The 13,487-nt window shown below is 68.3% G+C and carries 14 protein-coding genes; 10 read left to right on the top strand and 4 right to left on the bottom strand.

The annotated features are described in order from the left end of the window. The first annotated feature begins 36 nt into the window (after positions 1–36). The 3 genes from ACL03I_RS16520 (at position 37) to ACL03I_RS16510 (ending at position 3,041) form a co-directional block, all read left to right on the top strand. A complete protein-coding gene (locus ACL03I_RS16520; RefSeq protein ID WP_355080505.1) occupies positions 37–918 on the top strand; it encodes a LysR family transcriptional regulator ArgP in 882 nt (293 codons plus the stop codon). Between the two features lie 304 nt (positions 919–1,222). Then, positions 1,223–1,972: an LGFP repeat-containing protein gene (locus ACL03I_RS16515; RefSeq protein ID WP_355080507.1), complete on the top strand. Its 750-nt coding sequence runs from the start codon at positions 1,223–1,225 to the stop codon at positions 1,970–1,972. Positions 1,973–2,030: 58 nt separating this feature from the next. Next, positions 2,031–3,041: a zinc-binding dehydrogenase gene (locus tag ACL03I_RS16510; protein WP_355080509.1), complete on the top strand. Its 1,011-nt coding sequence runs from the start codon at positions 2,031–2,033 to the stop codon at positions 3,039–3,041. A gap of 564 nt (positions 3,042–3,605) precedes the next feature. On the opposite strand, the gene ACL03I_RS16505 is transcribed toward ACL03I_RS16510, so the two are convergent. Beyond that, a complete protein-coding gene (locus tag ACL03I_RS16505; RefSeq protein WP_355080511.1) occupies positions 3,606–4,502 on the bottom strand; it encodes a helix-turn-helix domain-containing protein in 897 nt (298 codons plus the stop codon). A gap of 254 nt (positions 4,503–4,756) precedes the next feature. Here ACL03I_RS16505 and ACL03I_RS16500 point away from each other — a divergent pair, with 254 nt between their 5' ends. The 4 genes from ACL03I_RS16500 (at position 4,757) to ACL03I_RS16485 (ending at position 7,898) form a co-directional block, all read left to right on the top strand. Then, positions 4,757–5,590: an SAM-dependent methyltransferase gene (locus tag ACL03I_RS16500; protein WP_355080513.1), complete on the top strand. Its 834-nt coding sequence runs from the start codon at positions 4,757–4,759 to the stop codon at positions 5,588–5,590. 26 nt (positions 5,591–5,616) lie between these two features. Continuing rightward, positions 5,617–6,084 (top strand): hypothetical protein, encoded by a 468-nt coding sequence (locus ACL03I_RS16495; RefSeq protein WP_355080515.1) that lies wholly within the window; start codon positions 5,617–5,619, stop codon positions 6,082–6,084. A gap of 173 nt (positions 6,085–6,257) precedes the next feature. Then, the gene (locus tag ACL03I_RS16490; protein WP_356965310.1) at positions 6,258–7,178 is read left to right on the top strand and encodes an SAM-dependent methyltransferase; all 921 of its coding nucleotides are present in this window, start codon (positions 6,258–6,260) and stop codon (positions 7,176–7,178) included. A 15-nt stretch (positions 7,179–7,193) separates the two neighbouring features. Beyond that, a complete protein-coding gene (locus tag ACL03I_RS16485) occupies positions 7,194–7,898 on the top strand; it encodes a DUF6081 family protein (RefSeq protein WP_412806371.1) in 705 nt (234 codons plus the stop codon). 106 nt (positions 7,899–8,004) lie between these two features. Here ACL03I_RS16485 and ACL03I_RS16480 read toward each other — a convergent pair whose 3' ends face one another. Continuing rightward, a complete protein-coding gene (locus ACL03I_RS16480; protein ID WP_412806370.1) occupies positions 8,005–8,208 on the bottom strand; it encodes a hypothetical protein in 204 nt (67 codons plus the stop codon). 399 nt (positions 8,209–8,607) lie between these two features. Between ACL03I_RS16480 and ACL03I_RS16475 the strand changes: the two genes are divergently transcribed. Next, a complete protein-coding gene (locus ACL03I_RS16475; protein WP_355076333.1) occupies positions 8,608–8,904 on the top strand; it encodes a hypothetical protein in 297 nt (98 codons plus the stop codon). A 430-nt stretch (positions 8,905–9,334) separates the two neighbouring features. Beyond that, positions 9,335–10,765: an AIM24 family protein gene (locus tag ACL03I_RS16470; RefSeq protein WP_355076335.1), complete on the top strand. Its 1,431-nt coding sequence runs from the start codon at positions 9,335–9,337 to the stop codon at positions 10,763–10,765. Positions 10,766–10,781: 16 nt separating this feature from the next. On the opposite strand, the gene ACL03I_RS16465 is transcribed toward ACL03I_RS16470, so the two are convergent. Continuing rightward, on the bottom strand, positions 10,782–12,257 hold the full coding sequence (locus tag ACL03I_RS16465; RefSeq protein WP_412806369.1) for a metallophosphoesterase: 1,476 nt from the start codon (positions 12,255–12,257) through the stop codon (positions 10,782–10,784). A gap of 89 nt (positions 12,258–12,346) precedes the next feature. Next, complete coding sequence (locus ACL03I_RS16460) at positions 12,347–12,859, bottom strand: mycothiol transferase (protein WP_355076339.1); 513 nt, start codon at positions 12,857–12,859, stop codon at positions 12,347–12,349. Between the two features lie 155 nt (positions 12,860–13,014). Between ACL03I_RS16460 and ACL03I_RS16455 the strand changes: the two genes are divergently transcribed. Further along, positions 13,015–13,416: a hypothetical protein gene (locus ACL03I_RS16455; RefSeq protein WP_412806368.1), complete on the top strand. Its 402-nt coding sequence runs from the start codon at positions 13,015–13,017 to the stop codon at positions 13,414–13,416. Positions 13,417–13,487: the final 71 nt, after the last annotated feature.

Genomic DNA, 13,487 nt, shown 5'->3' with positions numbered 1-13,487 from the left:
GCTAAAGATTCTTATCTATCATTACGCTTCCTTAATATGGATCTCCAGCTCGACCAGCTCCGCGCACTCGACGCCGTGATCACCGAGGGGACCTTCGACGCCGCGGCCCGACGGCTGAGTGTCACGCCGTCGGCGATCAGTCAGCGGATCAAGGCGCTGGAGGACGCCGCGGGCCGGATCCTCGTGCAGCGCACGAAACCGGTGCGCGCCACCGAATCGGGGCTGGCCGTCCTGCGCTTGGCCAGGCAGATCCAGTTGTTGACGGGCGATACCGCACGCGAACTCGGCGGCGAACCCTCCGACGGCCCGATCCGGGTGCCCATCGCGGTCAACGCCGATTCCCTGGAGACCTGGGTGCTGCCCGCGCTGGCCCGCGCACCGCGCGGCGTGTGCTTCGAGATCCATCGCGAGGACGAGGAACACACCACGCGTCTGCTGCGCGACGGCACCGTGATGGCGGCGATCACCTCGACCGCCCAGCCGGTGCAGGGCTGCAAGGTCGATCGACTCGGAGCGATTCGCTACCGGCCGATGGCGAGTCCGGAATTCGCCGCCAGCTGGTTCGCCGACGGGGCGACGGCGAAGTCCTACGCCGCGGCTCCGGTCGTGCTGTTCGACCGCAAAGACGACCTGCAGGATCGCCTGCTGCGCAGGCGCGGTCGCAAACCGCTGAATCCGCCACGCCACTATGTGCCGTCGTCCACCGGATTCGCCGAGGCGGTCCGGCTCGGGCTCGGCTGGGGGATGCTCCCCGATCTGCAGACCCGCGACGGCCGAGCCGACGGCCGCTTGGTCTCGATCGATCCCGGCGTCGTCATCGATGTCCCGCTGTACTGGCAGCAGTGGCGTCTGGACTCCCCCGCCCTCGGTGCGGTCGCCGCGACCATCGCCGCCGAGGCGGCGAACGTCCTCCGCTGAAATCGGACTTACCCCTTGCCCGGCAACATGTTCCGTTCATGACACCGCCGGGGCAGGGTGCGGGCACCCTGCCCCGGCGGCACCGTATCCGAGAAGGCGCGACCGTGGGCACGGTAGCACCGCCAGTTTGTTCGGAGCCCAGGATGAGTTGGATGGCCGCCGTCCACCGCACCGCACGACACCAGGGCATTCGAGTACCTCGTATCGCTCCGCATCGCGACCCGGCGAGGTAACTTGATCTCCGCACGCCGACCGAAAGCTTCAGCTCCATCCCGCACCCACCCGAGATGCACAGGAGTTCACTTTGGCACGGCACCGTCGCCCGAACCACTCGCGCACCCGCGGCGCGCTCGCCATCGTCGCCGCGCTCGGCATTCTGCTCGCAGGCATCCTCCCCGATGCGGCGGCGCGCCCGATCGGCCCCTACGACGTGGGCGGGGCGATCGAAGCGGAGTACGACGAGGCCGGTGGGCCCGCGTTTTTCGGCGACCCCGTCACACCCGAGGACTCCGCCGCGCGCGGCGGCCGCTACCAAGCGTTCGAGCGCGGCTCGTCCATCTACTGGCACCCCGACACCGGCGCCCGTCAGGTCGGTGGCGCCATCCGCGACAAATGGGGCAATCTCGGTTACGAGGGCGGAGCGCTCGGCTACCCCGTGGCGCGGGAGGTGGCGACACCATCGAAGCCGGGAAGCTACAGCGTCTTTCAGAACGGGTCGATCTATTGGTCGCTCGGCACCGCCGCGCATCAGATCGGCGGCGTGATCCGCGACAAGTGGGGTTCCTTCGGCTGGGAGAGCAGCCCGCTCGGGTTCCCCATCACCGACGAATCCCCCGCCCGCGCGGGCAACGGCCGCTACAACCTGTTCGGCGGCGGCGCCATCTATTACGCCCCGCGCACCGGCGCCCATGTCGTCTGGGGATCCATCCGCGAGAACTGGGAGGCCGCGGGGGGCGAAGCCGGGCGTTACGGCTACCCCACCAGCGACGAGTACGACTTCGAGAACGGGAAAGCCCAGGACTTCGAGGGCGGCCGCCTCACATGGACGCCCTGATCGATCGCCCCGGAACGCGCGGCGCACATCAACCGATCGGCCTGCTGAGGAGTTGAACATGCTTGCTGGACGACTGTTCCCGCGTGCCGCCGACGGGCATCGGTTCCGCCTGGAGGACGTCCCGGTGCCGACCCCGGGCCGGGGTCAGGTACTGATCGAGGTGGCGGCCGCCGGTGTCTGCCTGTCGGATGTCCACCTCATCGAGGGCGTGCTGTCGCCGATGTACCTGGCCGGCGACGCGGTCACCCTCGGGCACGAGGTCGCGGGTACGGTGCACACCCTCGGGCCCGAGGTGCAGGGTCCCCAGCCGGGCGACCGGGTATTGTTGCAGGCGGGCGAGATCCGGGACGGCAAAACCTACACCCGCGGCGTGGACTACGACGGCGGCTGGGCGGAATACGCGCTGGCCACCGCGGACACCCTGGTGCCGATTCCCGACGACCTACCGTTCGAGCAGGCCTGTTTCATCCCCGACGCGGTATCGACGCCGTGGGCCGCCATCACCCGTACCGGTCAGGTGCGGGCCGCGGAGTCGGCCGGCGTGTGGGGCGTGGGCGGGCTCGGCGCGCACGGGGTGCAGTTGCTCCGGCTGATCGGCGCCGCGCCGATCATCGCGGTCGATCCCTTGCCCGCCGCCCGGCAGCGCGCGCTCGAATTCGGGGCGGACCTCGCACTCGATCCGTCCGACCCGGAACTGGCGAAAAAGGTGTACGCCGCCACCGCGGGAGCGGGACTCGATGCCGCGTTCGACTTCGCCGGCTTCGCGCCCGTGCGCGAACAAGCCGTCGGATGTCTCGCCGACGAGGGACGCTTGGTGCTGGTCGGGCTCACCGACAAGCCGATCACGATCACCAACGGCACCATCTTCAGTTTTCGGCAGCAACAGCTGCGCGGGCATTACGGCTCCGAGCCCGACCATGTGCTCGAACTCGTGCGCCTGCGCCGCGCGCATCGGCTCGATTTCGCCAAGTCGGTGAGTGCCGTGCTCCCCCTGTCCGAAGCGGACAAAGCGGTACACGCGTTGGAAAGCAAGGAGGGCAATCCGATCCGGATCGTGCTGACGCCGTGAACTATCGGCAATCCGGACATCGGAGCGGTTCGCGACGGCTCCGCCGGCGACCCCAACTCGCGTTGGGGTCGCCGTGGCCGAACCAGCCAGTGCCCGAGCCGATCCTCAGACCCCGACCTCGACAGGGATACTGCCACACCACGGCGGCCGCGTCGCATCGGTGATCGTCCATCGGTACGTACATGCGCGCGTGCATGTGCATTGGCGCCACCGGTCTCGAAAACCTCGAAAATCGAGGTGAACGCAGGCTGATCGATAACAAATCAGTATCGGATGCAATGCGCCGATATCGAACTGTTACCTTCCGCCGATCGCATTTCACCGAGTTCTCGCCGACGACAACGGATTTCACCTCACGCAGCGAGGATTCGATTCGGAGCCTTTGCTCTCCGCCGCTCCGCGCCGACCGACCGGTTTCCGAACGCACGACGCCGTCCCGCCATCGACAGCACGCCGCGGCGACTCCTCGGTCGCCCGCGACCCTTTTGGCAAACTTCCCGCGCCGAGCCGGCGCACACACGTGGAGCACGGATACCGCACTCGGAAACGACGATCGAGTCAGTCCTATTCGCCGGATTGCGGCTCGGTGAGCAGCTCGCGCAGGAAGCGCACGCTCTCGGCCGGGGAAAGCGCCTCCACGCTGATCCGGTTCATGACCGACATGTACAGCTCGACATCGCGCTGTTTGTCGAAATACAGGGAACTGGTGAGCTGCTCGGTGTAGACGATGTCGGGCAGCTCGGGCTCGGGAAACCGGAGGATGCTGAACGGGCCGCCCGCGGCGGAGTGCCCACCCGCCGCATACGGCAGCACCTGGATCCGGATGCTGGGACGGTCGGCCATCGCGACCAGATGCTCGATCTGCTCGCGCAGCACCTCCACTCCGCCGACCGGCCTGCGCAGCGCGTTCTCGTCGATGACAGCCCATAGCGTGGGAGCGGCGGCACGGTAGAGGATCTGCTGGCGGCGCATGCGGATGGCGACGCGGCGTTCGGTCTCGTCGGTATTGCCCAGCTGGATCACCGCCCGTGCGTAATCGGCGGTCTGCAGCAGCCCGGGGACGAACTGCGCCTCGTAGGTGCGGATCGTGGTGGCGGCCTGTTCGAGGCCGATGTAGGTCTCGAACCACGCCGGGAGCAGATCGCTGTAGTGCTGCCACCACCCCGGGTCGTTGGCCCGCCGAGCCAGTTCGAAGTACGTTTCGCGTTCAGCGGGCTCGACAACTCCGTAGAGGTTCAGCAGGTCGTGCAGATCGCGTTCCTTGAACCCGGTCCGGCCCAGCTCCAGCCTGCTGATCTTGGCATGCGATCCACGGATCGCGTCGCCCGCCGCCTCCCTGCTGATTCCGCAGCCCTCGCGCAGCTGACGCAACCGGCTGCCGAGCGCGATCCGCAGTACCGTCGGACCACGTTCTGCCGCAGGGAATTCGGCGTTGTCACCACTGTCCTCGTCGTTGGTCATGCATGCCTCCGGCCGATCGGGGGTTAGACCGCGCGGCGTAGTGCCTCCACCATCACAGCTGTCGGAACGTCGGCTGACGATCCTACTCGGCCGCACGCAAACGCCGGCCCGGACGCGAGCGCGCGCCGCGAATCGGATACGCACGAATGGATTCGCAAGAGCGCCAACGCAATATCCGGGCCGGATTCCCCGGCGCGCCGAGACGGCTGTGCGTAGAGTCGCCCCCGACGGTGGCCACGCGGAGGAGGAGCGCCATGACGTCGGCAGAGGGATCGACCCGACTAGCGGGTGTGGACCCGGAGATACCCAGTATCGCGCGGGTGTACGACTATGCCCTCGGCGGGACGGACTGGTTCGAGTCCGACCGGCAGGTGTACCAGCGCTTGAAGAAGGCGGTGCCGCACCAGGACGACGTCGGCGCCGCGAATCGGCGCTGGCTCGAGCGGGTGGTCCGGTACGTCACGCGGTCGGCGGGCGTCGACCAGGTTCTCGATCTGGGCAGTGGGCTGCCCACGCAGAAGAACACCCACGAGGTCGCCCAGGAACTCGGCGCCGAGGTCGCGGTGGTCTACGTGGACAACGACCCGATCTGCGCCGCGCGCGGGCGCAAGCTGCTGGAAGCCAACGAACGCACGCACTTTCTCGACCTGGACCTGACCCGGCCGGACGACGTGCTCGACGACCCCGCGGTCAACGGCTACCTCGATCTGACCCGACCGGTGCTGCTGATGCAGTGCGGCACCTTGCACCACGTCGACGACGATCGGGACCCCGCGGGCATCATGCGGCGGTATATCGATCGCCTCGCCCCTGGTTCCTATGTGATGATCAGCCACTTCTTCGATCCGGCCGCCGAGAGCGAACAACTGCACGCGCTGGCCAGACTGGCCGAACGAGCACTGCACGACGGGGGCCTCGGCACCGGACGCTGGCGCACCCGCGCGGAGATCCAGGCTTTCTTCGACGGATTGGAGATGGTTCCACCGGGATTGGTGGAGTTGCACGAATGGTGGCCCGGCGGCCCAGCGCTGCGCACGCCGTGGCCGGATGAACGTCTCATGCTCGGCGGCGTCGGCCGCAAAACCTGAACCCGTCCCCCACCACGGAGCCCGACATGACATCGAACGACGTGCGGATCACCGATCAGGACATCCAGGACAAGCTGACCGGTGTCCTCGGCTTCACCAGCATCGACCTCGCCACGTCGAAAGCGGGCGTGAACTGGTGCTCGAACGCGTTCTTCGCCGAGCTGAACGGCGATCCGTTCCGCTTGACGCTCGTGCTCGAGTCGGGCGGACGGACGTTGGACTGCTTGCGCGCCAATCCCAGCATCGGAGTCAAGGTCGTCCCCGACGGATTCCTCAACCCGTTCGCACAAGGCCTCGGCACGGCCGTGGTCCGCACCGGCGCGAGCGAACGGGAGGAGACGTTCCGGACGCTGTTACGGAAGGAGCCACAGATCGAACCGTTCTTGTCCACGCCCATCGAGGCGGTGGAGGTGCACATCGACTGGTGGCGCGTGACGCATGTCCAGGGCGGGTGGCTGCCCGGACGGGTGCTGTACCGGCCCGGCGCGTCCTGAGTCATCGCCCGCAACCGATGAATACCGACCGGTTCCCATGCTCGGTCGCGCTCGGCAAGACCACCATGGGTTCACGAAAGCAGCACTGGCCGAATGCATCCGCACGGATTGCTCCCCGATTCGGCGGTCCCTAGGCTGGTGAGCCAGGCGACGGAAACTAGAGAGAGGTCTCCATGTCCGATCCCGCTCCCCAGACCGGTGTCCGCGCGCCGGTAGGCGTGGACACGACTCGCGCGAGCATCGCCCGCGTCTACGACGCCACCCTCGGTGGCAAGGACAACTACGAAGTAGACCGCTACGTACGCGACCGAGTCGCCGAAGTCGCACCGCGGCAGAGCGACGTGGCCCGCATGAATCGCCGCTGGCTGCACCGCGTCGTGCGCTATCTGGCCGGGACCGTCGGCATCGGTCAATTCCTCGACATCGGCGCGGGTCTGCCCACCGTCGGCAACACACACGAGATCGCGCAACAGCAGAATCCCGCGGCGCGCGTGGTGTACGTCGACAACGATCCGGTGTGCAACATCCACGGCCGCGTACTGCTCGAGCGCAACGAGTTCACCCATTTCGTGCCCGCGGATCTGACCGCCCCGCAAACCCTGCTGGCGAACTCCGAGGTGACCCAGCACCTCGACCTCACCCGACCGCTGGCGCTGATCCTGTGCGGCATCCTGCACCACGTCGACGACGATCTCGATCCGGCGGGGATCATGCGTCAGTACATCGATGCGCTGCCCGCCGGCTCCTACGTTGCGATCACGCATTTCTACGATCCCGCCGACGGCGGCGAGGCGCACGAGATGGCCATCGAGCTGCAACGGCGTTTCACCGAAATGGGCCTGGGCTCCGGGTGGTACCGCACCCGGGAGCAGATCGCCTCGTACTTCGGCGATCTGGAACTGATCGAGCCCGGTCTGGTCGAACTCGACGACTGGTGGCCGATGGGGCCCGCGCTGCGGCCGCGGCTGACGGAGGAACGTCTGCTGCTCGGCGGCGTCGGCTACAAGTCCGGATCGTCGAACGGCGTCGTGACCCCCCTGCGCCGCCGGGCGACCGAGGACGACCTATCGGATCCCCCCGAACGAATCGGCTGAAAGGTAACTGCCGCGATGATATACGACGACCTGAGCGGACCGGATCTACGCGAAGACCGGTGGCGCTTCCTCGAAGTCCCCCTCGGACCGGACCAGACGTGGCGCTACGCCGACCCGGCCGCCCGCACCGAGGTCGGCGAGGGCGCGGTATCGGTCCGGATCGACGCCTTCACCCGATCCCACGCCGAGGTCCAGATTCTGGACAACCCGAAGCATCTGCTGGTGTCGACCGAAACATTCGATCTCACCGGCGGACCGCGGACCTTCGCGGTCGAGCTGGCGGCGGAGAACATCGGCGTCACCGGCGAGGACTACCGGGACGGCTTCGCCGCGTTCAACGTCCTCGACATGAGCAGCGCCCAGGTCTTCGACCTCATCGCGACGAGCAGGCACGCGTACGCCATTCACGAGCGGCTGTTCGTGCCGGGCGTCGTCCCCGCGGAGGAGGCGTTCACCCACGTCGTGCACGCTCCCTTGGCAGGGGTCGACATCAAACCCGGCGAGTTCCACCGCTACAGCGTCACCATCGACCGTGCCGCGGGCACCGCAGGCTGGTACGTCGACGACATCCCGGTGTACACCACGCGCGCGCCGCAGTTGCCGGAGACGGTGCAGATCGGTTTCGGCATCATCACCCTGCATCCGATCGAAGACGGGCGCAGCACGTCGCTGCGCGGGCAGGGACTGCACGCGTCGTGGCGCGACTTCACCGTGGCGTGACCGGATCCCAACCTTCGCGCGGAGTTCGCCGAAAAAGAATGGCGCCCAGCCACACTCGGCTGGGCGCCAGGGTTGCCACCGCCTGCGGGGCGGCCGCTGCCGCCGATCAGACGCTCTCCTTGCGCGGCCATTCGACATTGCGCGGGCGGGCGTACTCGTCCGCCAGGGCGTCGTCCTCGTTCATGTCGTACTCGTAGTCGTATTCGTCCGACTCCGCACGGCGGCGCGGATCCCACACCATCGCCACGGCCGACACGGCCAACAAGGTCACGACAATGGCCGCGATGACTACATAGAGCACGTCTTCCACCCTCCTGAAAATAGACCGAACAGCACGCAGCCGTGCCGGATAAGCAACGCGCACAGCTTGTTTCACGCCGCTGGCATAGTAAGCCCGGCTGCCGGAAACCGGACATTCCGACGGCGGTTACCGACCGGTTGCCCCCGGATGCGGGCCGGTCGGCAACTCCTGCCGAATCCGCGGAAACGCCTCCGCGAATCTTCAGCGTCGCTTAGGCTCGTCACCGTCCCGGTGGCTCCGGGACATCCGGCGCGGCACCGCACGCCCAAGCGTGCCGCGATCGCTGGTGGTAGCGGTGGGGTTCACCCGAATAGATGAACCTCGCCGTCCCCCATTTTCGATGAAATCCGAAGGACATTCAGTGGGAATCACCCGCATTGGGCATCCTTCGAGCTACCGTCTTCGGTCATGGACGACATCGAACTGCAGCCACCGACCGTCGCCTCCGCCAAGCAGACCGGCCTGGTCCTGGACATCGCCGCGCTCGACATCCACAACCCGCTCGCCCGGCCGGGCGAGATCACCTATCCCTATGTTCGCTGCACCGACCACCGGGTTCTGCGGCTACCCGAGCCGTTGCACCGGTGGGCCACCGAAACTATCGCCCTCAACCACACCAAGCACGCCACCGGCGCGCTGCCCCTGTTCCCCGGACAGGTCGAGTTCGGCATCCTCGACGGCACCATGTACGCCGAAGTCCTCTGACCAGCCTCGAGCCCGGCAGACCCGGCCGGGCTCTTCCGGGTCACGGGGATTCGCCGTAGCAGCCAGGCGGATTCGGCACCTCCGCTCGATCGCTACCGCGCGCTCCCCCATCACGCGATGAAGGCGCGGATACGTTCCCTGCCGCTCGCGCACAGATGGCGATCCGCCCGCGTCGTGGCGACCTCGCGCCGGCTCACGTCGACGCGGGCGCCATGCGACGCTGTTGTCCCTGTTCGGTCCGGTCGGCAGCAGTTGCCGGTACCGCACCCGACCAGCAAGCCCGGCCCGAGCGAATGGGGCTGCGTGGCAAGAAAACGCCTGGTGGCTGCCCATTCCGGGTACGCGTGTGGCGCGGGTTGCGGGCGCACGACACACTGGAGCCCGTGAATCGCATGTCAACCCGGCACCGCCGCGGATCGGACGGCCTGCCGTGACCGATCTCGCCCGCGGTGAGAACCGCCCCGCGCCCGGCGACCGGCTGGCGGTCACCGTCACCTGCTCGGCTCCCGTCGACGTATCGGCGCTGTTGCTGAACTCGGCGGGGCGCGTGCGCTCCGACGCCGATTTCGTGTTCTTCAATCAACCGGTCGCCCCGGGCGTCACCTACCGGCACGGCCAGGGCGCGGGCGACGTGGTGGACATCCAGACCGGCGCGCTGCCCAGCGACGTGGACCGCGTCGTGGTCACCGCGAGCCTCGACGGCAGCGGGCCACCGACTTTCGCCGCCGCGGGCTCACTGCGCGCGACAATCGCGTCTTCGTCGAGCACACTCGCCTTTCCCATGACGGGTTTGAGCACCGAGACCGCCGTGGTGTGCGTCGAGATCTACCGCCGCGGCGGCGGATGGAAAGTGCGTGCGGTCGGCCAGGGGTACGACAACGGTTTGGCTGGTATCGCAACGGCTTTCGGTGTGAACATCGATGATGAACCGGCCCAGCCGACCTCGTCACCCGCTCCCGCACCGGCATACCGACCTGCGCCGCCCCCGGCACAACAACCTGCGCCACCTCCCGCGTACCAACCCGCGCCCCCGCCCGCCTATCCACCGCAACCGGCCTATTCCGCGCCGGCCGCCGCGGTGCCGCCACCACCGATGCCCTCACCTCAGCAAGGAGCGCTGCCGATGCAGAGCGAACTGTTCGCCCCCAGCCACGCCGAAGTCACCGGCGCGGGCATCCAGAAGCAGGGCGGCAAGATGATCAAGGTGGCCGTCAACGGCGAGGTCATGGCTCGGGCCGGATCGATGGTCGCCTACCAGGGCGATCTGCAGTTCCAGGCGCTCGGCGCGGGCGGGATCGGCCGGGCGATCCAGCAGCGGTTGACCGGTGAGGGCGTTCCGCTGATGAAGGTGTCCGGGCGCGGCGACCTGTTCGTCGCCAACGGCGCCGCCGACGTGCACACCATTGATTTGGACGGCACCGACGGCCTCACCATCAACGGCGCCAATGTGCTCGCCTTCGATTCCGGCCTGCGCTACGACATCCGGATGGTGCAGGGCGCCGCCGGATTCGCGAGCAACGCCGGGTTGTTCAACTGCGTCTTCACCGGCCGCGGCCGCATCGCCATCACCACGCACGGTACGCCCGTGGTGCTCAACGTCGACCAGCCGACCTACGCCGATCCGCAGGCGGCGGTGGCGTGGTCGTCGAGCCTGCAGACCGGCATCAAACGCAATGATTCGTTCGGGCTGGGCAGGCTGATGGGCCGCAGCACCGGCGAGGGGATGACGCTGTCGTTCTCCGGACGCGGCTTCGTCATCGTGCAGCCGTCGGAGCTGCCGCCGGGCGGTTTCGTCGGAGGCACCGGCGGCGGGCAGGAGGCCGGCCAGAGCGGCGGTGTGCTGGGCGGCCTGTTCGGCTGACCCGCGAGTGCGGCGTTCAAGCCTGGAGCGATACGAGTTCCACGACGGTGATGTCCGACGGTGCGCCGACCCGCACCGGCGGGCCCCACGCCCCGGCCCCTCTCGTGACGTACAGCTGGGTGTCGCCGTACCGTTCCAGCCCGGCGACGGTCGGATTCGCCAGGCCCGCAAGGTAATTGCCCGGCCAGAGCTGGCCGCCGTGGGTGTGGCCGGACAGCTGCAGGTCGACGCCGTGCGCCACCGCGTCCTCGATCAGCACGGGCTGGTGCGCCAGCAGCACGGCGGTGCGCGTGCGGTCGCGGTCGCCGAGCGCCTTGCCGAAGTCCGGGCCCTGTCCGGTTCGCTCGCCCTGCACGTCGTTCACGCCCGCCAGGTCGAAGCCGGGCAGTTCGGTACGGGCGTTCGCGAGCAGGTGCATGCCGAGTTCCTGAACATGCTCCACCCACTGCTCGGCGCCGGAGAAGTACTCGTGGTTCCCGGTCACGAAGAACGCACCGTGGCGGGCACGCAGTCCGGCCAGCGGCTCGACGGCCGAGCGGAGGTGTTCGACGCTGCCGTCCACCAGGTCGCCGACGACCGCGATGAGGTCGGGCCGGGTGTCGTTGACGGTGCGCACCACGCGTTCGGCGAAGCCGCGTCCCAGGGTCGGGCCGAGATGCACGTCGCTCACCACCGCGATGCGGAACCCGTCCGCTCGGCGCGGCAACTTCGCCAGCGGCACGGCGACCCGCTTCACACTGGGTCCGTCCAGCACGCCATGGGCGCCGATGCCGACCGTGGTCGCGGCCGCCGCGACGGCGGCGCCACCCATCACCCGCGCGACGAAGACACGGCGCGGCACCCGGGTCAGCGGGGACTCGGCCGGAGCGGTCGTGCCCCGCGGGGACTCCGGAGCGGAGACGGTTCTCGCCGAGGTGGAACCGCTTTCCGCTGAAGACTCCAGCTCAGACCCGGCCCTCGCCAGCGACTCCGGCCTCGCCGACGACTCGGGCCCCAGCCCGGCTCCCGCTGGGAACTCCAGCTCAGACCTGGCCCCCGCCAACGACTCCTGCACGGCTCCCGCCGAGGAACCCGGTCCCAACCCGGCTCCCGCCACGGACTCCGACGCGAACCCGGTTTCCGCATGTGTCTTCGGTTCGCGTGGCACCCGGCCTCGATCAGACCAGCGCAGCGCCAAAGCTCGAATCGGCTCGCCGGCCACCAGCGCGAGCAGCAGGTATATGAACAACGCGCCCCACAGGTAGCCGGGCCAGGCGATGATCCGGATCAACGCGAACGGAGCGGACGCCAACTCCGCCACCGTCGTGCCCAACAGCAGCAAGGGTCCTGCCAAAACAACGGCGGTGCCGACGCGACGCGTGCGGGACCCCGCTGTGGTCGTGTCCCGCACGAGTCGCCGCCATATATACCAGTGCGCGCCGACCACCGTGAGCACGACGACTCCCACGAGAACGAGCACGGCGACACCGACCAGAACACTCTTCACGACCACGGCGGCACTCTCTGTGAACATTCGGCTTGCGCGGCATCAACTTACGTCACAGCGCGGGCCGCGCAGGGCCGGCGACTTCCCGGTGCCGGTTATCTCGTTCGTTCCAGCACGCCGCGCAGAAATGCCGCTTGACCCGCATGCTGCAGATCGTCCGAGATCACGCTGACCAGCCGCACACCCAGGGTCACCGGCGGATCCCATCGGGTGTCCACGACGCGGTCCAGATCGCCGTCCACCAGTCCCCGGACGAAGCGCAGCGTCTGTTCGTGCACCGCGTCGTAATACCCCGTGAGCAACTCGGCGGGCGCTCGGACCGCCGCCACGTCGGCGGGCTGGTCGCCGTAGCCGGTCGCGCCCTTGTCGATGGGTAGCCCGAAGCGGTCGTACCAGCCATGGGCGGTCCAGACCTGCTCGATACCGGCCACATCCGCGATGTGGTCGTCCTGCACACGAGTCAGATGCCAGATCAACCACGCGATCGAGTTGGCGCCGGCATCGATGCGGTGAGCGAGGATGTCCTCCCCTAGTCCGTCGACCGCTTCGTGCACCACCTCCCTGATCCGCTCGTAAGCGTCGGTCAGCACGTCGGCACTGGTCGCCATCAGTCGACTCCTCTCGAGTGTCCGCTGACCCGACGGTACCCAGCGTGACCGCCCGGCACGAGCGCCGACATACGTGCCGCGAATTTTCGCACGACCGAACCACATTGAACGTACCGTTATTCAACGGTACGATGCGTGGTGGTGAGATTGGGTCGATGACCTCCGAATCGGTCACCGACCGGACGATGACGTACCGAAGTGAGGAAGTACCGATGATTCACGACGTCGAGACCGGACGCGCCCGGCGAGCGGTTGTCCGCGTGGCGATGGTCGCCGCGCTCGCACTGACCCCCGTTGCCGCGGCCGCCGTGCCCGCGGTCGCCGCACCCGCTGTGGCGCAGCCGACCGTTACACAGGTGGCCCAGGCCGACGAGATCCACGGCGGCTGGCACCGCCACGGAGGGTGGGGCCACGGCGGCTACGGCGGCTGGGGTGGCTACGGCGGATGGGGCGGCTACGGCGGCTACTGGGGTAGCCCGTTCGGCTACTGGGGCAGCCCGTTCGGCGTCTGGCCCGGCATCGCGTGGCTGCTGCCCGGCTCCGGTAGCGCGTTCTGAGACCAACGATCCGCACAGTCGGCCAGGTGATCCCGGCTCCGCGCGGCATCGCGCGTGCGGAACCGGAATCA

It is taken from the genome of Nocardia sichangensis (assembly GCF_047200615.1).
Taxonomy (GTDB): Bacteria; Actinomycetota; Actinomycetes; order Mycobacteriales; family Mycobacteriaceae; genus Nocardia; species Nocardia sichangensis.
The sequence above is the reverse complement of the archived record's forward strand: the minus strand, read 5'-3'. Positions and strand labels throughout refer to the sequence as shown.

Bases quoted from the DNA above. Each gene is read 5' to 3' on its own strand.
- ACL03I_RS16500 (WP_355080513.1), top strand. From the start codon at position 4,757: ATGACGTCGGCAGAGGGATCGACCCGACTAGCGGGTGTGGACCCGGAG.
- ACL03I_RS16485 (WP_412806371.1), top strand. From the start codon at position 7,194: ATGATATACGACGACCTGAGCGGACCGGATCTACGCGAAGACCGGTGG.
- ACL03I_RS16495 (WP_355080515.1), top strand. From the start codon at position 5,617: ATGACATCGAACGACGTGCGGATCACCGATCAGGACATCCAGGACAAG.
- ACL03I_RS16455 (WP_412806368.1), top strand. From the start codon at position 13,015: ATGACCTCCGAATCGGTCACCGACCGGACGATGACGTACCGAAGTGAG.
- ACL03I_RS16520 (WP_355080505.1), top strand. From the start codon at position 37: ATGGATCTCCAGCTCGACCAGCTCCGCGCACTCGACGCCGTGATCACC.
- ACL03I_RS16490 (WP_356965310.1), top strand. From the start codon at position 6,258: ATGTCCGATCCCGCTCCCCAGACCGGTGTCCGCGCGCCGGTAGGCGTG.
- ACL03I_RS16475 (WP_355076333.1), top strand. From the start codon at position 8,608: ATGGACGACATCGAACTGCAGCCACCGACCGTCGCCTCCGCCAAGCAG.
- ACL03I_RS16510 (WP_355080509.1), top strand. From the start codon at position 2,031: ATGCTTGCTGGACGACTGTTCCCGCGTGCCGCCGACGGGCATCGGTTC.
- ACL03I_RS16460 (WP_355076339.1), bottom strand. From the start codon at position 12,859: ATGGCGACCAGTGCCGACGTGCTGACCGACGCTTACGAGCGGATCAGG.
- ACL03I_RS16505 (WP_355080511.1), bottom strand. From the start codon at position 4,502: ATGACCAACGACGAGGACAGTGGTGACAACGCCGAATTCCCTGCGGCA.